16 protein-coding genes, 1 tRNA gene and 3 pseudogenes are annotated in these 16,243 nt (G+C 68.0%); 7 read left to right on the top strand and 13 right to left on the bottom strand.

Features of this window, described 5'->3' with window-relative positions:
- Positions 1 to 34: 34 nt before the first annotated feature.
- Positions 35 to 682 (bottom strand): response regulator, encoded by a 648-nt coding sequence (locus NBG84_RS07655; RefSeq protein ID WP_250918534.1) that lies wholly within the window; start codon positions 680 to 682, stop codon positions 35 to 37.
- The gene (locus tag NBG84_RS07650; RefSeq protein ID WP_250918533.1) at positions 679 to 1,824 is read right to left on the bottom strand and encodes a sensor histidine kinase; all 1,146 of its coding nucleotides are present in this window, start codon (positions 1,822 to 1,824) and stop codon (positions 679 to 681) included. The genes NBG84_RS07655 and NBG84_RS07650 overlap by 4 nt, the downstream gene beginning before the upstream one ends.
- A 162-nt stretch (positions 1,825 to 1,986) precedes the next feature.
- On the opposite strand from NBG84_RS07650, the gene NBG84_RS07645 reads away from it, so the two are divergent.
- Positions 1,987 to 2,511 (top strand): DUF6326 family protein, encoded by a 525-nt coding sequence (locus tag NBG84_RS07645; RefSeq protein ID WP_250918532.1) that lies wholly within the window; start codon positions 1,987 to 1,989, stop codon positions 2,509 to 2,511.
- Positions 2,512 to 2,585: 74 nt separating this feature from the next.
- Here the strand turns inward: NBG84_RS07645 and NBG84_RS07640 are convergent, their stop codons facing one another.
- From NBG84_RS07640 to NBG84_RS07615, 7 genes and pseudogenes are all read right to left on the bottom strand, one after another.
- The gene (locus NBG84_RS07640; protein WP_250918807.1) at positions 2,586 to 2,759 is read right to left on the bottom strand and encodes a hypothetical protein; all 174 of its coding nucleotides are present in this window, start codon (positions 2,757 to 2,759) and stop codon (positions 2,586 to 2,588) included.
- Positions 2,760 to 2,935: 176 nt separating this feature from the next.
- Positions 2,936 to 3,100, bottom strand: a pseudogene (locus NBG84_RS07635) (DUF6444 domain-containing protein); the annotation flags it as partial.
- Between the two features lie 8 nt (positions 3,101 to 3,108).
- Positions 3,109 to 3,237 (bottom strand): hypothetical protein, encoded by a 129-nt coding sequence (locus NBG84_RS40530; protein ID WP_285366476.1) that lies wholly within the window; start codon positions 3,235 to 3,237, stop codon positions 3,109 to 3,111.
- 755 nt (positions 3,238 to 3,992) lie between these two features.
- Entirely contained in the window at positions 3,993 to 5,204 is a 1,212-nt protein-coding gene (locus tag NBG84_RS07630) for an ABC transporter permease (protein WP_250918531.1), read from the bottom strand.
- Positions 5,201 to 5,989 (bottom strand): ABC transporter ATP-binding protein, encoded by a 789-nt coding sequence (locus tag NBG84_RS07625; protein ID WP_250918530.1) that lies wholly within the window; start codon positions 5,987 to 5,989, stop codon positions 5,201 to 5,203. Before NBG84_RS07625 ends, NBG84_RS07630 begins: the two co-directional genes overlap by 4 nt.
- Positions 5,986 to 7,044 carry a peptidoglycan-binding protein gene (locus NBG84_RS07620; protein WP_250918529.1) on the bottom strand — a complete coding sequence of 353 codons (1,059 nt, stop codon included), beginning with the start codon at positions 7,042 to 7,044 and terminating at the stop codon, positions 5,986 to 5,988. The genes NBG84_RS07625 and NBG84_RS07620 overlap by 4 nt, the downstream gene beginning before the upstream one ends.
- Positions 7,045 to 7,055: 11 nt before the next feature.
- Positions 7,056 to 7,595 carry a hypothetical protein gene (locus NBG84_RS07615; RefSeq protein ID WP_250918528.1) on the bottom strand — a complete coding sequence of 180 codons (540 nt, stop codon included), beginning with the start codon at positions 7,593 to 7,595 and terminating at the stop codon, positions 7,056 to 7,058.
- A 125-nt stretch (positions 7,596 to 7,720) separates the two neighbouring features.
- Here NBG84_RS07615 and NBG84_RS07610 point away from each other — a divergent pair, with 125 nt between their 5' ends.
- Positions 7,721 to 8,401 (top strand): response regulator transcription factor, encoded by a 681-nt coding sequence (locus NBG84_RS07610; RefSeq protein WP_250918527.1) that lies wholly within the window; start codon positions 7,721 to 7,723, stop codon positions 8,399 to 8,401.
- Entirely contained in the window at positions 8,398 to 9,654 is a 1,257-nt protein-coding gene (locus NBG84_RS07605; RefSeq protein WP_250918526.1) for a sensor histidine kinase, read from the top strand. Before NBG84_RS07610 ends, NBG84_RS07605 begins: the two co-directional genes overlap by 4 nt.
- 466 nt (positions 9,655 to 10,120) lie before the next feature.
- Here NBG84_RS07605 and NBG84_RS07600 read toward each other — a convergent pair.
- Positions 10,121 to 10,186, bottom strand: a pseudogene (locus tag NBG84_RS07600) (hypothetical protein); the annotation flags it as partial.
- Positions 10,187 to 10,876: 690 nt separating this feature from the next.
- Positions 10,877 to 11,446 carry a hypothetical protein gene (locus NBG84_RS07595; RefSeq protein WP_250918525.1) on the bottom strand — a complete coding sequence of 190 codons (570 nt, stop codon included), beginning with the start codon at positions 11,444 to 11,446 and terminating at the stop codon, positions 10,877 to 10,879.
- Positions 11,447 to 11,459: 13 nt separating this feature from the next.
- Between NBG84_RS07595 and NBG84_RS07590 the strand changes: the two genes are divergently transcribed.
- Positions 11,460 to 11,577: transfer RNA gene (locus NBG84_RS07590), tRNA-OTHER, on the top strand.
- Positions 11,578 to 11,827: 250 nt separating this feature from the next.
- Here the strand turns inward: NBG84_RS07590 and NBG84_RS07585 are convergent.
- Positions 11,828 to 12,061 carry a hypothetical protein gene (locus NBG84_RS07585; protein WP_250918524.1) on the bottom strand — a complete coding sequence of 78 codons (234 nt, stop codon included), beginning with the start codon at positions 12,059 to 12,061 and terminating at the stop codon, positions 11,828 to 11,830.
- 479 nt (positions 12,062 to 12,540) lie between these two features.
- On the opposite strand from NBG84_RS07585, the gene NBG84_RS07580 reads away from it, so the two are divergent.
- Positions 12,541 to 13,053, top strand: a complete 513-nt coding sequence (locus NBG84_RS07580) for an FBP domain-containing protein (RefSeq protein ID WP_250918523.1) — start codon at positions 12,541 to 12,543, stop codon at positions 13,051 to 13,053.
- Between the two features lie 565 nt (positions 13,054 to 13,618).
- Positions 13,619 to 13,957, top strand: a pseudogene (locus tag NBG84_RS07575) (transposase); the annotation flags it as partial.
- Between the two features lie 8 nt (positions 13,958 to 13,965).
- On the opposite strand, the gene NBG84_RS07570 reads toward NBG84_RS07575, so the two are convergent.
- The gene (locus NBG84_RS07570) at positions 13,966 to 14,532 is read right to left on the bottom strand and encodes a TetR/AcrR family transcriptional regulator (RefSeq protein WP_250918522.1); all 567 of its coding nucleotides are present in this window, start codon (positions 14,530 to 14,532) and stop codon (positions 13,966 to 13,968) included.
- 155 nt (positions 14,533 to 14,687) lie between these two features.
- Between NBG84_RS07570 and NBG84_RS07565 the strand changes: the two genes are divergently transcribed.
- Positions 14,688 to 16,238 (top strand): 4-hydroxyphenylacetate 3-hydroxylase family protein, encoded by a 1,551-nt coding sequence (locus tag NBG84_RS07565; protein ID WP_250918521.1) that lies wholly within the window; start codon positions 14,688 to 14,690, stop codon positions 16,236 to 16,238.
- The last annotated feature ends 5 nt before the right edge of the window (positions 16,239 to 16,243 follow it).

The following is a 16,243-nucleotide window of genomic DNA, read 5'->3' as shown; positions in this document are numbered from 1 at the left end:
GTTGCGGCAAACGGCGGCGGGAGCCTTCGCGGCGTCAGACGCGGCCGGTCTCGTGGGCCCACATGGCGACCTCGACGCGGTTTCGGGCGCCGAGCTTTCGCATGAGGCTGGCGAGGTGGGCTTTGACGGTGCTTGTGGTGATGTAAAGCTCGCTGGCGATCTCATTGTTGGTGCGGCCCTGGGCTACAGGCACGAGGACTTCCTCCTCGCGGGCGGTGAGCGGTTCTATCGGCTGCCTCGGTGGTGAGGTCTGTGCGCGGGCGAACGCTGCGAGCAGTCGGACAGTCACGCTGGGTGCGATCAGCGCGTCTCCGGCGGCGGCGGCGTGGATGGCCTGGGTCAGCAGGGCGGGTCCGGCGTCCTTGAGCAGGAATCCGCGGGCGCCGGCTCTGAGCGCCCCGTGGACATACTCGTCGAGGTCGAAGGTGGTGATGACCACGATCGGCAGGGGATCGGTGACGCTGGGGCCGGCGAGGCGTCGGGTGGCATCGATGCCGTCCATCAGCGGCATTCGGATGTCGAACAGGCCGACGTCGGGGCGCAGCTGGAGCGCCAGGCGGACTGCCTCTCGCCCGTCGGCGGCCGCGCCGACCACTTCGATGTCGGGCTGGGCGTCGAGCAGCATCGTCAGCCCGGTGCGCACGATGAGCTGATCGTCGGCGATGAGGACCCTGATGCTCATCGTGGCGTCCCGGTTCGAGGCAGGACCGCCTCTACCCGCCAGCCCCGCTCGGCGGCGGGGCCCGCGTGGAAGGTGCCGCCGAGCAGTGAGGCGCGTTCCCGCATGCCCACCAGGCCGTAGCCTGCTGGGGCGCGGCCGCCAGCGGCGAAGCCGTCGTCGTCGATGGTCAGCCGTACCTGGTCGGCGTCGCCTGTGACGGCGACGGTGACCAGGGTGGCGTGGCGGGCGTGCCGTCGAGCGTTGGTGACGGACTCCTGGGCCAGGCGGTAGATCGCGGCCCCGACCGCCGGGCTGAGGTCGTCGAACTCGCCGAACAGCGTCACCTCGACGCAGGGACGTGTCTGGCCATCGGTGGCGAGCTGCTCGACCTCGGCCACGCCGGGCTGCGGCGCGAACTCGGTGTCCTGTGTGGCGCGGAGCACGCCGACGATGGCGCGCAGCTCGGTGAGGGTGCGGGTCGCTGCGTCCTCGATGATGGCCAGGGCCTCAATGGCACGCTCGGGGTGGGAGGCCGCGACGGCACGTCCTGCTTGGGCCTGGATGGCGATGCCCGAGACGTGGTGGGCGACGGTGTCGTGGAGTTCACGAGCGAGCTGTTCGCGTTCGCGGGCCTTGGCTTGGTCGATGTCGCGGATGAGGATCTTCGTGTGATAGCGGATCGCGGCGCCGAGCGCGGCGGCGAACAGGAAGAACCCGTATGACGCGACCGAATCCGCCAGGCTGGTGGTGTCGGCGACGTTGGTGACGGCCAGCCAGAGCAGGATGACGCCGATGCCGCTTGCGGCTTCCCGACCGGAGCCCCACCGGAACAGGGCGTAGGCCAGGATCAGCGCCGCGGAGATGCTGTTCAGCAGGGCGCCTTGCGACCCGGTGAGGATTCTGACGATGTCGACGATCGTCAACGTGCCGAAGGAGACCGCAACCGCGACGAGCGGGTGCGTGCGTCGCCACAGCAGGGTGCCGAGGACCGCGAGCACCGCGAGTAGCAGCAGCGGGCGTGGCGCCAGGTCCTGGCGAAGCACCACTTCCAGCAGGGACCAGCAGATCAGTACCGCGACCAAGGCCCAGTCCCGCGGCCTCCGGTCCGGGGCGTTCGTGGGTCGAGGTTCGGCCCACAGCGAGCGGAGTGCGTTGGTGGCCATCTGATCAGCCTAGGCGGCCCGCGTGCTCCGTGTATCCGCCGAAAGTACAAGAGCCCGGCTGTGCCAACGGCCAGGTCGAATCAGGCTCCGCGGCTGATGTGCCCGCCGCCGGCATCCGTGAAGGTGGAAAGCACCCACCCCATCAAGCCAGGGAGCATTGTGATGAGAACGCCTCAATCCCGTACCGCACTAGAGAATCCGCCGTCCCAGAGCACGCTGGAAGATCTGCGCATGCCCGTGCAGGCCAAGCTCGCAGCAGCATGGACCAGCTTCATGTTCCTCTACATCTACGTCGACTACCTCGCCCTGTACAAGCCCGGCTTCGTCGACGACATCCTGGCCGGCATCGTCCACGAGTTCGACATCGGTCCAACCTTTGTCGCCATCGCGCTCACGCTCATGGCCATTCCGATCCTCATGATCCTGCTCTCCGCGACACTGCCCGCCCGTGTCAACCGCACCATCAACCTCGTCGTAGCAACGCTCTACATCCCCGTCTCGATGTTCAACGCGGTAGGGGAGTCCTGGAGCTACTTCTCCTTCTACGGCCTCTCCATCGGACTTGAGGTGCTGCTCCTGGCCTTCATCCTGCGCTCCGCCTGGACCTGGCCACGCCGCACCGCATCACCGGCGACCCTGGCAGCCGGCCTCGACAGCGAGCCACTCCGCAGGCCGCGGCAGGCGTGACTGCCCGCCCCGCGCCCGACCATCCTTCGCTCGCGCCACCCGCGGGCACGGTCCATTCAGCGGTGACCTGGTGGTCATGCCGGTGTGGCGATGCTCCAGGGATCGCCCAGAAAGGCGTTGCGTAGGGCTGTGAAGACCTCGACACCGTGGGCTTTGGCCGTGGCGACGTAGGAACGGACGCGGCAGAACGCGGTGAGTCCTCGCATGCTGCGCCAGCTCCCGCTGATCTTGGCTTGGAGCTCGGCCATTCGAACTGGACCTTGCGCAGTGTCACCGGCGGGACGTCCCACTGCTGGACCGGGGTGAACCCCTCACCAGGGGCGTTCGAATCCAGACACTCGCCGCAGGTCGAGCACTCGGCGGGCCCGACTGGCACTGTGCCAGCCAACTCCGAGACCGGCGCGAACTCCAGGCCCGAGCCCGGGTGTCCCCGCTGCCCACCGGGCTTGCGGTCCTTGGACCGTTCCCGCCGCGAGTTCGCCTCATGCCGCTTGGCCTTCGCCCCGATCGAATCAGCCGAGGGCGGCGTGGAGGAATTCGTCGAGTCCAGCCCCACCTGGCGCCGCAACGCCGCGTTCTCCTCCTCCACCAGGGCGATCACCTGGCCTGCTCAACCAGCAACTCGTCCTGACCAGCCAACTGATCCCGCTGCAACCGAATCAGCGTGTCCTGCGAAGCGATCAGCTCATCCTTGTCCGCCACCACCTGGCGCAGACGAGCGTTCACCGCACGAAGATCGGACACAAGCCAAGATCGTCCACGAGTCCCGAACGAAGATCAAGCCTGCTCAACCCCACAGGTCGCGACCCACCCTGAATGGACACGCGCGTTCTCAGCAGCGGAGATGAACCTGGCCAACGATGAGTTGAGGCAATACCGGCAGTACTTCGTGGCCTCGGGCATGACCGACACCACCGTGACCTGCAAACCCGCTCCCTAGCATGGTCAGTACGCTGCCCCCTTTCCCAGGCGAAGGCCTGGAAAAGGGGAAGGGGGAATGCTGTGCTGGCGTCGGGGCCGCTCCTGGCCCGGGTTGCGCCGAAAGACCGAACCCCGCACCAGCGGCGACTGCAGTGCCATGAAAACCGTTGATGTCCTTTGCCCGTGTTGCTTCGAGCACCAGGCGGCGGAGCGTTCGAAGCGGCTGAAAGCCGAGACCAGGCCACTGCCTCCGGGACACCTGAGGTCTCCGGCCTCGTCGCCGTCGGCCTCGACGGGGAGACCCCGCCCCCCGCACTTTCGACCCTCCTCCGACGCCTACCGCACCCAGTTCCCTCCACCAGCGGCAGATCATCGCCAAGGTCAACGCGGCCGTCGGCGGCGACACCGTCCGCCACCTAGTAATCCTGGTGCGCGGCGGCATCGACACCCCGGCCACCCCTGCCGCCCCGGCGCCGCGGCAGTGCGCAAAGAGCTGGCCCCCGGCCGGACAGACAGCCGTGCCCCGGCCATCTGGCTGCGGCCCGTCGCCCGCCGGCGCCTCACGCCGCGTGCAGCGCCAGCGTCGGCGACAGGCGGGACGCTCGTACCGCCGGATAGAGGCCCGCGACCGTGCCGATCACCAGTGTCGCGCCGAACCCACCGCCGACGGCCCAGAGCGGAACCACCCACGGCAGCCCGCTGCTCGTCGCGTACACGCCCGTTGCCGCAGCCCCGAGGACGATGCCCGCCACGCCACCGAGGCCGGACAGCAGCAGGGACTCGGTGACGAACTGGCCCCGGATCTGCCCCCGGGTCGCGCCGATGGAGCGGCGCAGTCCGATCTCGTACCGACGCTCAAGCACTGAGATGATCATGGTGTTGGCCACCCCGACACCGCCAACCAGCAACGCCACTCCACCAAGGCCGAGCAGCAGATTGCTGAACGCGCCCTCGGTCGCGGCCTTCGCCTGGAGGCCGGCGGACGGGTCCGTGACGTTGACGTTGCGCGGGGTCTGCGGGTCCACGGTTCGGGCGACGAGGCTGTGGACCTTGCCGACCTCGGCGTCCGCCGAGCGTTCGTACAGCGTCGTCGGGTGGCCGTCGAAGCCGAGCATGCTCTTGCCGATGCCCCACCCGACCAGCGCCGAGCGGGCGATCTCGGGTGAGAGCGGCAGGTCGTCGAGGATGCCGAGGACGGTGAAGTACTGGCCGTCGATGTACACCCGCTGGCCCGGCCGGGAGATGCCGAGGCGGTCCGCCGCGACGTCGCCCAGAACGACAGCCGGGTACGTGCCGGTGGCCTTGTTGAGCCAGGTCCCGGTGCGGAGCTGCCCGCGCAGGGTGGTGAGCAGGCCCTCGGTGGCGGCCTGGACAGTGATCCCGCCGGTGATGTCCTCGGAGATCTTCTCCGAACGGCGTACGGAATGCTCCAACAGGCCGGTGCCACCCACATGCTCGACACCGTCGATCCTGGCCACCCTGCCGACCGCGTCCTCGGCCATCGGGATCTTCTTCCCGGTCAGCAGGTCGTCACCGGGGGTGATCTTCAGCATGTTGGTGCCGAGCTTGTCGAGCTCCTGCAGGACCTTTTCCTTGCTGGATGCCGAAATACCGACCACCGAGATCATCGTGGCGATCCCGATGGCGATCCCGAGGGCGGACAGCACCACCCGCAGGGGCCGGCTGCGCATCCCGGCCGACCCGGTGTGCAGGATGTCGCGCGGGGTCAGCCGGGCCGCCTTGAGTGTCGGCCGCTGCCGGTGCGCGGTCATGGGGCGTCCCCCCGTATCCGCGTGCGTACGTGTCCTTGCGCCGCGCTGTCCTGGACGACCTGCCCGTCCCGGATACGCACCTGCCTCGGCAGCATCTTGGCGATCTCCGTGTCGTGGGTGATGACGGCGATGGTCGCGCCCTCCTGGTTGAGGTCGTGGATCAGTTGCATGACCGCCTTGCCTGACGAGGTGTCCAGCGCGCCGGTCGGTTCGTCCGCGAGTAGCAGGTCGGGTTCCCCGACGACCGCACGGGCGATGGCGACACGCTGCTTCTGACCACCGGAGAGCTCGTGCGGTCGGTGTTTCAACCGGTCACCGAGGCCGACCCGCTCCAGAGCACGGGCGGCCCGCCTGTGCCGTTCGGCACGTGACAGCCCGGAGTAGAGGAGCCCCTCGGCCACGTTGTCCCGGGCGCTGATGCCCGGCACCAGGTGGAACGCCTGGAAGACGAAGCCGATGTGCTGGGCGCGCAGCGCGGAGAGTTTGCGGTCGGAGAGCCGGCCGACGTCGTGTCCGGCGATGGCGACCGAGCCGGCCGTGGGCCGGTCGAGGGTGCCGACGATGTGCAGGAGGGTGGACTTTCCGGAGCCCGAGGGGCCGACGATCGCCAGCAGTTCCCCCGCCTTGATCGTCAGGTCCACCCCGCGCAGCGCGGCGACCCCGCCCGGGTACTCCTTGGTCACCCCGGCCAGCTCGACCACAGGGGCCGGGGCCCGATCCGGGACGGGAGCCGGTGCCACCGGGCCGGAGTCCGCCACGCGCGGGTGCGGGGAGGCGCCGCTCATGAGTTCGGCACCCCGACCTTCATGCCCGCGCTCAGCCCGTCGCCCGTCACCTCGACCTGCCCCTGGGCGAAGAGACCGAGCTTCACCTTGACCTCGCGCGCCTCGCCGCCCTCGACGACCTGGACGCCGAAGGAACCGTCCTCCAGCGCGAGCAGCGCGCCGACCGGAACACTGAGCACGTTCCTACGCGTCTCACCGTCGAACTTGACGGTGGCGGGGGACTTGTCGAAGCCCTTGACCTCGGCCGGGTCGTCGAAGGTGACGACGATGCTGATACGAGGCGTCCTGTCGTTCGGGTCCGAGCCCGGCTTCGCCACGGAGGCGACGGAGGTGACGGTGCCCTTGGTGACGGTGCCGTCGGGCAGCTCCACCGCGACCTCGCCACCGGTCCTGGCCAGCGACGCCTCGGAGACCTTGGCCTCCAGACGTACGACACGATCGGAACCGGTCGTGGTCAGGACCGCCTGGCCGGGTGCTGCCTGGTCGCCCACCGCCACGTCGGCGCTCTGGATTCGTACGGGCCCCGCGGCGAAGGCGATCTGCTCCGGACCGACCTGACCGGTCTGCTTCAGGCCGTGCGCCTTCTGCCAGCGCTTGACCGCGTCGGCGGTGCCGGCGGTGTACTCGTCGTCGATGGCGAGCCCGGTCCCGTATCCGAGGTCGCGCAGGTTCTCCTCCAACTGCCTGACGTCGGTGCCCTTGGAGCCGGTTTTCAGTGTGCGGTACATCGGCTCGGCGCCATACATCAGCCGGACGTCCTGGCCGTTGACCGCGTACAGCCTGCCGTCGCGTTTGATCTTGGAACCGCTGGATGTGATCCAGGTCAGGGTGCCGGCCGTGCCCGCGTTGACCTTGCGCTGCTGGGAGTAGCCGAGGGTGCCGTCGATGCCGGTGCTGTTGCTCAGATCACCCTTGACCACGGAGGCGGTGGCGGGCGGGAGCCCGGCCCGGCCCTCCCGGTCCACCCTGCCCTCCTCGGATTGCGGTTCGCCGAGGGCGGTGACCGCGAAGCCGCCGCCCGCGACAGCCGCGACCAGCACGACGGAAACGGCCATGGTGCGGCGCCTCACGCGGCGCACTCGTTCAGGGCCGTCATGAACTTGTCGGGGTCGGCACCCTGGGGGACTCGGAACGCCTCGGTCATGCCGCCCTTGGCGGGCTTGGGGTCCGGCATGGTGAAGCCCTTGCCGCGCAGACACTGGATGATCTTGAGCTGCTGGTCCGACTGCTGCTGGTCCGACTGCTGCTGGTCCGAAGCGCCGTCGCCGCTGCCGCCCTGCGGTGAGGTCCCGCAGGCCTCCAGCGCCTTCTGCCACTTCTCCGGCGGGGTGCCCTCCGGCGGGAAGAGCGTCTGCGTGCGCGGGTCCGTGCCCGGCGGGAGGTCGGCGATCTTGACGCCCTTGTCCCGGAGGCACTTGCGCAGCTTCTGGTCCTTGTCGACGGCGTTCGCCGCGCTGTCGTCCCCACCCGAGCCGCCGCCCGGGGCAGCCGATTCCCCGGAGGACGACGACTCCTCTCCGCCGGAGGAGCTGGAGCACCCGGAGACGAACAGGACCAGACCGGCGATGCCTGACGCGACGGCCACGGCGAGCTTGTGATTCCTCATGGTTCCACTTCCCTTACGGACTCACCTGAGTACGGACGGGAGGAACAGTGGCCGAAGAGGCCGTGTCGCTTCTCTTTCCGACCACGTCACAGCGCCGAAATGTCACTATCGGGTAAACAGGGAACATGCGTGTACTGCTGGTGGAAGACGAGACGATCCTGGCCGAAATGATCGCCGAGGGGCTGCGCCGCGACGCGATCACGGTGGACATCGCCCACGACGGCGCCATCGGTCTGCGCAAACTGCAGACCAACGACTACGACGTGCTCGTACTCGACCGCGACCTGCCCGGCATGCACGGTGACGAGGTCTGCCGACGCGTCGTGGCGCAGCAGCTCCTCACCCGCGTACTGATGCTCACGGCATCCGGGACCGTACGGGACCGCGTCGAGGGCCTCGGCCTGGGCGCGGACGACTACCTCACCAAGCCCTTCGCGTACGACGAGCTGCTCGCCCGGGTCCTGGCACTGGGCCGCCGGGCGCAGCCCGCGCTGCCGCCGGTGCTCGAACGGGGTGGCATAGTGCTGGACATCCCGCGGCGGCAGGCAAGCCGGCACGGGCATCACCTGAATCTGACCCGTAAGGAGTTCGCCGTACTCGAAACGCTCATGCGGGCCGACGGCTCGGTCGTCAGCAGCGAGGACCTCATCGAAAAGGTGTGGGACGAGCACGCGGGGTACGACACGAACCCGGTGCGGGTCGCGCTGAGCCGGCTGCGGGGGAAGCTCGGGGAACCGCCGGTGGTGGAGACGGTCCCCGGGGCGGGGTACCGCATCGCGTACACCGCGGCGAGGGAGGAGCGTTGACCGGGCGTCCGTTCGCACGCCGGGCTCCGCAGCGGATTCCGCGTGTACGGCTCGCGAGTGAGCGGGCCCGTCTCACCGCCCTCTACGGGGGCCTGCTGATGATGGCCGGATGCGTGCTGGTCACGGTCATCTACCTGCTCGTCCAGGACGGGCTCGACGCCCGCATCGGCGGTGCGGTGGATCCGAAGCTGAAGGGTGACCTGGGCAACCCGCAGACCGTCAGTCCCGGCGAATTCATCTCGTCGGCTGAGGCGGGCAGTTTCGCGGTGACCGAGACCGTGCAAATGGCCACGGACACCACGCTCCAGCGACTGCTCACGGTGTCCGCGATCGCCCTCGCCGCCTTCGCCGCTCTCTCGGTGTTCCTGGCCTGGTGGATGGCGGGCCGGGTGCTGCGTCCTGTCAGCCTCATCACGACCACCGCACAAAAGCTCTCCGGTGAGAACCTCCACCAGCGCATCGACCTGAAGGCCCCGCCAGGAGAGCTCAAGCAACTCGCCGACACCTTCGATCAGATGCTGGGCCGGATCGAGCAGTTGGTCACCGCCCAGCAACGGTTCGCCGCCAACGCCGCGCATGAGCTACGCACACCACTGGCGATCCAGCGGGCGCTTGCCGAGATCGGTCTGGCCGATCCCGACCCCAAACCGGAACGGATCAGGTGGATCCGGCGCCAGCTCATCGACGCGGCCGACAACAGCGAACAGCTCATCGAGTCGCTCCTGCTGCTCGCCGCCAGCCACGGAGGCGGCCTGGAGCGCTGTGAACCCGTGGCGCTCGGCGAGACCGTCGCGATCGTCGCAGCCGGTTTCAGCGACGAGGCACGGGGACAGGGGATCGCCATCAAGACGTTGACGGAACCGATGACCGTCGAAGGCGACCTGGTACTGCTCACCCATCTGGTGAACAATCTGGTGGGCAACGCGATCCGCTACAACCACCGCGGCGGCACGGTCAGAATCACAGCCACGGCCGAGGACCGCAGCCTGGAGGTCACCAACACGGGACCGGTCGTTCCCGACGAAGACGTGCCACTGCTCTTCGAGCCCTTCCGCCGCCTGAAGGAACGCAGACACGCGGCGGGCGAAGGAGTGGGCCTCGGCCTCTCGATCGTCACGTCCATCGCCCGCGCCCACGGCGCTGAGGCAACGGCGGAGGCGAACCCGGGCGGCGGCCTGACCCTCCGGGTGGTGTTCCCGGAGCATCCGAGCGGATCACCCAGGGGCTTTTCCGGCGGCGGCGGCCGTTCGTGAAGCGTCGCGCCGGACGGCGTCGTCGAGCGATCTCGCGACACCGCGTGCCCACTACTTCAGGCCCGGGGGGTGGTCTCCGACCACCGCACGCGGATCCGGCCCGGCGGGCGCCTCCGGCCGATGGCGCGACGATCACGTAGTAGCCGAGGATCTGATCCTCGTAGGCGCGCAGGAAGCTTCGCGGCCAGGTTCCGGGCGCCCACCGCCGGGCCAGCCGCAGGTCCCAGCCGGACCAGACATGGCGGCCGATCGGTTCGCACGGGCCGCCGACGAGCCCGGCCGCCGTGAACGCCCCGGTCAGCGTCGTCACCGGCCGTCCGATGTCCAGGCCGCTGGCAGACGTCTCCAGCAGCGCGGCCAGTTCCCCGGGCCGGCGCGGTGCGTCGTCGACCGTGAAGAAGCTGGCCACCACCACCCGACCGCCCGGCCGCAGCACCCGCGCCGTCTGTGCCGCGAATGCGGTCAGGTCCGGGAAGCGCTGAGCCGCCTCCACACTGATGACGGCGTCGGACTCGCAGTCCGCGAACGGCATCCGCGCCGCGCTCCCAGCACGAACCGCAGCCGTTGCGGCTCCTGGCGGAGCAGGCCAGCTTGCGCGTCGCGGGCCCGCCGCAGCCGCTGCGGATGGATGTCCGTGCCGACCAGCGCCCCGGGACCGCGCTCCCTCAGCGCCAGCGCGCATCCCATGCCGATCCCGCAGCCCACCTCCACCACGCTGAGGCCCTCCAGCGGGCCTGCGCAGCCCAGGACGAGCCGGTACAGGTTCTCCTGGCCGCGGATCCGCTCGGCCTCGCCGAGCGGCCGGCCCAGATCGATTCCCCGCCAGTAAACGAAGTTGATGAACCCTCCGGCGCGTACGGGAGCCGCGCTCAGATCGCCGGAACCGTACGCGTCCCGCACCATGAGCCGCATGGCGGGACAAGCCCGCTCAGCACCGTCTGCCACCGTGCCCGACCTCCCGAAGACCATCCGCCGTCAACGCGCGGTGGTTGACGGTGCGCGTGGACAGCGAGACGCGGCACTGGTTGACAGGTTGACAGGTTGACAGGTTGCCAGGTGTCGTCGCGTGCTCTTTGGCTCTTTTCACACTGTGCCCAACGGACGCTGGGGACACCCCGGTTACGCCCCGACTCACCGCCGTGCTGCGGCGCCCCCGGTCACAGGCGGGTGGTGAATCGGCCGTCGGGCAGTTTCCGCAGCCAGCCGCGGTCGACCATCCCGATCAGCTTTCCGCGCAGCGGCTCCAGCTTGGTCCGCACGCTGACATCCACCCCACCATCTCGCCGACCTGGCGGGCCATGACCTGCCCGGTGGCCTGCCGCACGGCCGGGAGGATCCGCTGGTAGTCCGGCGGGAGCGCGGTCTCCTCCACACCCGCCGCGCGGTGCGGGATCAGCCTTACCACCTGCCCTCCCACATGCCCCGGCACCGGCGCGGTCTCGGCACGCTCGTCGGCAATCTGCTCGCTCACCCGCTCAAGGACTCTCTCTGCGACGGCGAGTTCGTCCCGCTCCGCCCGCACCTTCGCCAACTGCTTGGCCAGCTGTTCTTCGAGTTCGTCCAGTTCCGCGCGCCGAGCGGTGACCCGTTCCAGCAGCTCGGGATCCAGTATGCGTAGATCGTAGAAGCCGTTGATGGGGCTTTCCGGAAAGGGTGTGATCGAGTGGCTTTGTTCACGAGCCGGTTCTGGCTCAACTTCTGTGGACCAGGGGTAGAGGTCCTCTGTTCCAGATAAGGGTTTGTCCGCAGAGGACGGTGTCCCTACTCTGAGGTGGAGCGGGTCTGCGCGCATTCCCGCAGGTTGCGGTGCCGTGGCAGAGCGGCCCATTGCGATCGACGTGGGCGAGGTTCCCTCATGTCGACTGACGGAGACGGGGCGGGCCTGCTCCTGTCTGTCCGCGGGTTCGAATCCCGTCGGCACTGCAGCCGACCTGGACTTGAGCCGACGCACGGAAGGTCTCGTCAGGCCGGGTCCACAGAAGTTGGGCCGGAGCCCACGAGCCGACAGCACCTGTATACGAATTTGGGCAGCACTCGAAGCTCCGCAGACGTCGAGTGACTCATGGCTTCGGGCAGCAGGGGCCCTGCCAAGAGTCTGGCAGGGGCCCGTGGTGTAGAGAGCCGAGGAGGGCCGGGACCTGTCCCTAGAGGAGCAGCGTCCCGGCCAACACGGCTACCGTCCGCTCCTGAACGCTGGCTCCAGCGCGTCGCCGGTGGTGTCGTCGAACCCGGTATGCGACTGAACCCCCGGGCCGCGCCCGGGGTTGAGCAGTCGGTCGAGCCGGCGGTCGTGGGCGTCCGCCAGCTCGTCGACGTCGTCACCCCCACCTGGAGCACGGTCGCGGCCGAAGATGTCCTGGACACGATCGACGTTCTCACCACCGCCCTCTCGGGGATCAGCCCGCAAACCGCCGAGGCGCTTGCCACCGCGGCAAGCGCTCCACCACCGACGGTGGTGGAGCGGTGCCCGAAAATTCGTTGGCATTCATCTGGGAGCTGTTGTTACTCTCGCGCAGTTCCTTCGATCCACTCTGGGCCTTGTGCGCCCTAGGAGAGAGATTTATGTTTCGGCTCGCGCCGCGCGCGCCTCGCGGCACCGTCTAGCCAGTAGTCCGTCTTCGCGATGCCGTTCTCTCTTGGACGGTGACCGGACGTGACACTCTCCGGTGCTCTGAATCAGCCCATGTCTCCGCCCGCGCACATGTCGCGGCGCTTGGAGTGGGTACCTTCGTCGAGGCCGCTCGGCCTGCTCTTGCTGTCATCGCAGACTTCCCAGCAAGGAGCACCCCGGGTGTCCAGCACCAACAAGACTCTCTCAAGCACTCCACAGAACATCCTGACCGGCACTTTCGCCTGCCACCGGCGATAGGAGAAGTCATGCGACCCATGACCAGGGAAGAAGTGCGCGGCGCGATCGTGAACCTGGACCCAACCGAGAGCAAGGTTCGACTACCAGCCTGGTTCGACGACACCCCGTGGCACCGGATCGACTACCTCGGGTGGCGGGATCTGCGTGCCGCGAAGCGCGCCTACCTCGTCACCGAGGCCGACGACCAGGCGTTGGGAGTGCTGCTGCAGCAGGCTCCGAACCACGCGGTACACGGATCGCGCGCGATGATGTGCGACCTGTGCCGGTCCACCCGCCGGTTCAACGAGGTTTCACTCTTTACCGCTCGACGCCCATCACGCGACAAACGTGAACGTCTGAACACCGTCGGCCTTCTCCTGTGCACCGACCTCGACTGCGCGGTGAAGATACATACCAAGCCGATCCGCCACGCCTTCGACCCCCCGGGCGACGAAATCATCGCCGCGCGCCGCGAAGGCATGCGCTCGCGCACGATCGCCTTCATACGTTCACTGTCCGACACCGAACGAACCACACGCCACAGAACGTGAGGTGATCCAGAGATGGAAGACACGGAGGCCTTCTCGGCAACCTGAGGTTGCGGTGGGTGACGGCTCACTGGACAGAGTCTGGTGAGCTGACGTCAGAAGTGAGGGAAGAGCCCCAGAGTAGGAAGTGGTCTGCGAAGAAGGGCCCCAGGGGGCGGTGGATCGCATCGGTACGCGGCCCCAGAGCATCAGCGGGCCGAGCTCCACCGTGAGCTCGGCACGCTGATGTTGCTTGATGGGGGAAAGCAGCGCCGCCGAGGCCCCGGTCACAATGCACCGCCTCCCGCACACTGCCGCAGCTTGGACCGCGTCAGGGGCGCAGTCGGCAACCCCCCGTACCCGGCCGCGGTCGGTCTCCGCTTCCTCACCCCGCGCCCGGGCAGCGCCAGGCTTGTGATCGCCCCGCAGGGTGGGGCGCTTCGACTGGCGCGCCGTAGTCGGCCGCCCGCTTGGCTCACCCCGCACTCCGGATCACGGCCCGCCGGTGGACCCTCGGCGGGCCTCATGCCCCACACTTCCGCCGCCACATCACCTCTTCCACGACCCTCTGACTGCGCATCCGGTCGGAGGCGCCGAGTTCCTCGCGGCCACCGCGGGCGACATGAGCCGGTTCGGCACCGCCGACCGCTTGGCCAGCTTCGCGGGCGTCGCCCCGGTGCCCCGGCAACGTCAGCGGCAACCTGCACCGCCCCAGGCGCTACCACCGCGGCCTGCAACGCGTGCTCTACACCTCCGCGCTCATCAGCATCCGCAACTGCGACGCTTCTACGAACGCCAGCGCGCCGAAGGCAAGCGGCACACCCATGCCGTCCTCGCGCTGGCCCGACGACGGGGCGGCGTCCTATGGGCCCTGATTCGTGAGGGACGGTGCTTCCACAGTGAACTCCCTGTCACAGTCGCGGCTTGACAACATCACTAGGAGGTCAGGATGTTGATCTTTTCGGTGATGTAGCGCTCCATGAGGTCCGGTGCGGCCGCGTCAAAGATGCGGATGCGTCCGGTGTGGGTGAGTAGGAGGAGTCCAGCGGCGTGGGCGAAGATCTCGACTACCAGGAGATTGGCCTCCTCTGGAGCAACTCCGATATTCGCGGCGGCTTCGGAGATGGGTTTGAGGGCTCTGGCGAGGGCCTGGTTGAGTACCTGGTCACGCTCTTTTCCCAGACCTTGTGGCTTCATGCCGCCGCGGAACAGGTAGAACCCCAGGTCGAGGTCGGACGGGTTTTCGGCGTAGAAGTCGAAGAAGGCCATGGCGGCAGCGTGGAGCCGGGCGTTGGGAGTACCGGCGGTGGACCCTGCCTGCGTGATGGACGCTGTGAGCCTGCCAAGGGAGTCTTCTAGCACCTCGGCGTAGAGCGCCTCCTTGGAGTCAAAGTGGGCGTACAGCGCGGCTGGGGTGTACCCGGCTTCCGCCGCGATAGCTCGCAGGCTTGAGCCTTCCAGCCCTTCAGCCTTGAACACTGTTCGGGCTGCATCGCGGATCATGCCTCGCTTGAGGCTCCCGACAGAGCGCTGACGCCGTTGGCGTTGATCGTCGTTCAAGATTCTCTCTCTCATCGGCCCTGATTAACGCTTGACTTGTAAATCTAACAGTGTTCACACTGTCGAACAATAATTTCTTGAGGAGGTTCGTTGTGTTGATGAGCTCTGAGGACTATCGGGAGTCGCTCCGTTCCTACCGGCCGAGGGTGTTTGTCAACGGTAGTGCCGTGACCTGTGTGGCCGATGACGCCGCCCTCGCGCCCGGGATCGCTGCCGTGGGAGTCACCTATGACTTCGCCAGGAAGTCCGAGTACGAGCCGCTGATGACTGCCCGGCAGGGCACCTCGGACAAGATCGTCAACCGGATGCTCCATATCAACACCCATCCCGATGACCTTCTGGCCAAGCTTGAAGCAGTGCGGCTGGTGTGTCGCGAGTCCGGTTGCGCTCAGCGCTACCTCACCCACGACGCCCTGAACGCGATCTTTCAGTCGACCAACCGCACCGACTCCGAACATGGCAGCGACTACCACCAGCGCTTCCTTGCCTACCTCCATGACGTACAGGACCGAGACCTGACACTGGGGGTGGCCATGACCGACGCCAAGGGTGAGCGTGCCAAGCGGCCCAGCCAGCAGGCCAATCCTGACGTTTACGTGCATATCACCGAGCGCCGGACCGACGGGATCGTGCTTCGTGGCACGAAGGCCATCGTCACTGGCGCGCCATACGTGCATGAGTTCCTCGTTATGCCGGGCCGTGCTATGGCCCAGGAGGACGCCGACTTCGCCGTGTGCTGCGCGGTGCCAGTCGATGCACCCGGCATCACCATTGTCGCGCGACCGGCCGGGCGGCCGGGCGAGGCTGCGGCGCGGTTCTCGGCACGCTACGGCCAGTCCACCGGGGTCGTCATGTTCGAAGACGTGTTCGTTCCCTGGGAGCGTGTGTTCCTCGCGGGTGAAGCGGAGGCAGCGGGCCACCTAGTGACCACGTACGCCTCCCACCACCGCCATTCCTGCATCGGAGCCCGCGCCGGCTTCGGGGACCTTCTCATCGGAGCGGGGGTGCTCATGGCTGGGGCCAACGGCCTCGACCCTGACCGCCACGGTCATATCCGTGACGCCCTGGTCGACCTGATCAAGATCGTGGAAGGCTTCTATGCCTGCGGCGTGGCGGCCTCGGTATACGGCGCCAAGGACTCTTCCGGGACGGTGTCCCCCGAACCCGTCTTTGCCAATATCGGGAAGTTGCTACTCGCCACCCAGATCTATGACATGCATCGCCTAGCTCACCATGTCTCGGGCGGTCTGATCGTCGCGTTGCCCACGCCGGAAGAGGATCACAACCCCGAGACCGCGGCCTCGTTGGCCGCGGTGCTCAGCGCACGCCCCGGTGTACCTGCCTCACAACGACTCGAGGTAGCCCGACTGATCGAGGACCTCACTGCTTCCTATCAAGGCGGCTGGTACTCGGTGATCTCGCTGCACGGCGGCGGCTCACCGGAAGCCATGAAGCGTGAGATCTGGCGTAGTTACCCCGTGGAGGAGAAGTCTGCCTTCGTGGAACGCCTCATCGCCCGCGGCGTCGCCGATGACGGCCGAAAGGTCTCCAAGCAGCCCGGGCGCTGCTGCGCCGTCGGTTGTCAGATACCGGAGACAACGGAAAAGAGCATCGAAGGCGAGAATTCCACCGGCTGTCACGGATCGTGACGGTG

The organism is Streptomyces albipurpureus (assembly GCF_023701525.1).
Lineage (GTDB): Bacteria > Actinomycetota > Actinomycetes > Streptomycetales > Streptomycetaceae > Streptomyces > Streptomyces albipurpureus.
Note: the sequence above shows the minus strand (reverse complement) of the source record. Positions and strands in the feature narration are given on the sequence as shown.

Excerpts from the sequence above, each read along its gene's own strand:
- NBG84_RS07580 (WP_250918523.1), top strand. The coding sequence starts at position 12,541 with ATGACCAGGGAAGAAGTGCGCGGCGCGATCGTGAACCTGGACCCAACC.
- NBG84_RS07610 (WP_250918527.1), top strand. The coding sequence starts at position 7,721 with ATGCGTGTACTGCTGGTGGAAGACGAGACGATCCTGGCCGAAATGATC.
- NBG84_RS07620 (WP_250918529.1), bottom strand. The coding sequence starts at position 7,044 with ATGGCCGTTTCCGTCGTGCTGGTCGCGGCTGTCGCGGGCGGCGGCTTC.
- NBG84_RS07655 (WP_250918534.1), bottom strand. The coding sequence starts at position 682 with ATGAGCATCAGGGTCCTCATCGCCGACGATCAGCTCATCGTGCGCACC.
- NBG84_RS07595 (WP_250918525.1), bottom strand. The coding sequence starts at position 11,446 with ATGCGCGCAGACCCGCTCCACCTCAGAGTAGGGACACCGTCCTCTGCG.
- NBG84_RS07625 (WP_250918530.1), bottom strand. The coding sequence starts at position 5,989 with ATGAGCGGCGCCTCCCCGCACCCGCGCGTGGCGGACTCCGGCCCGGTG.
- NBG84_RS07565 (WP_250918521.1), top strand. The coding sequence starts at position 14,688 with ATGAGCTCTGAGGACTATCGGGAGTCGCTCCGTTCCTACCGGCCGAGG.
- NBG84_RS07645 (WP_250918532.1), top strand. The coding sequence starts at position 1,987 with ATGAGAACGCCTCAATCCCGTACCGCACTAGAGAATCCGCCGTCCCAG.
- NBG84_RS07570 (WP_250918522.1), bottom strand. The coding sequence starts at position 14,532 with ATGATCCGCGATGCAGCCCGAACAGTGTTCAAGGCTGAAGGGCTGGAA.
- NBG84_RS07640 (WP_250918807.1), bottom strand. The coding sequence starts at position 2,759 with ATGGCCGAGCTCCAAGCCAAGATCAGCGGGAGCTGGCGCAGCATGCGA.
- NBG84_RS07630 (WP_250918531.1), bottom strand. The coding sequence starts at position 5,204 with ATGACCGCGCACCGGCAGCGGCCGACACTCAAGGCGGCCCGGCTGACC.
- NBG84_RS07650 (WP_250918533.1), bottom strand. The coding sequence starts at position 1,824 with ATGGCCACCAACGCACTCCGCTCGCTGTGGGCCGAACCTCGACCCACG.
- NBG84_RS07615 (WP_250918528.1), bottom strand. The coding sequence starts at position 7,595 with ATGAGGAATCACAAGCTCGCCGTGGCCGTCGCGTCAGGCATCGCCGGT.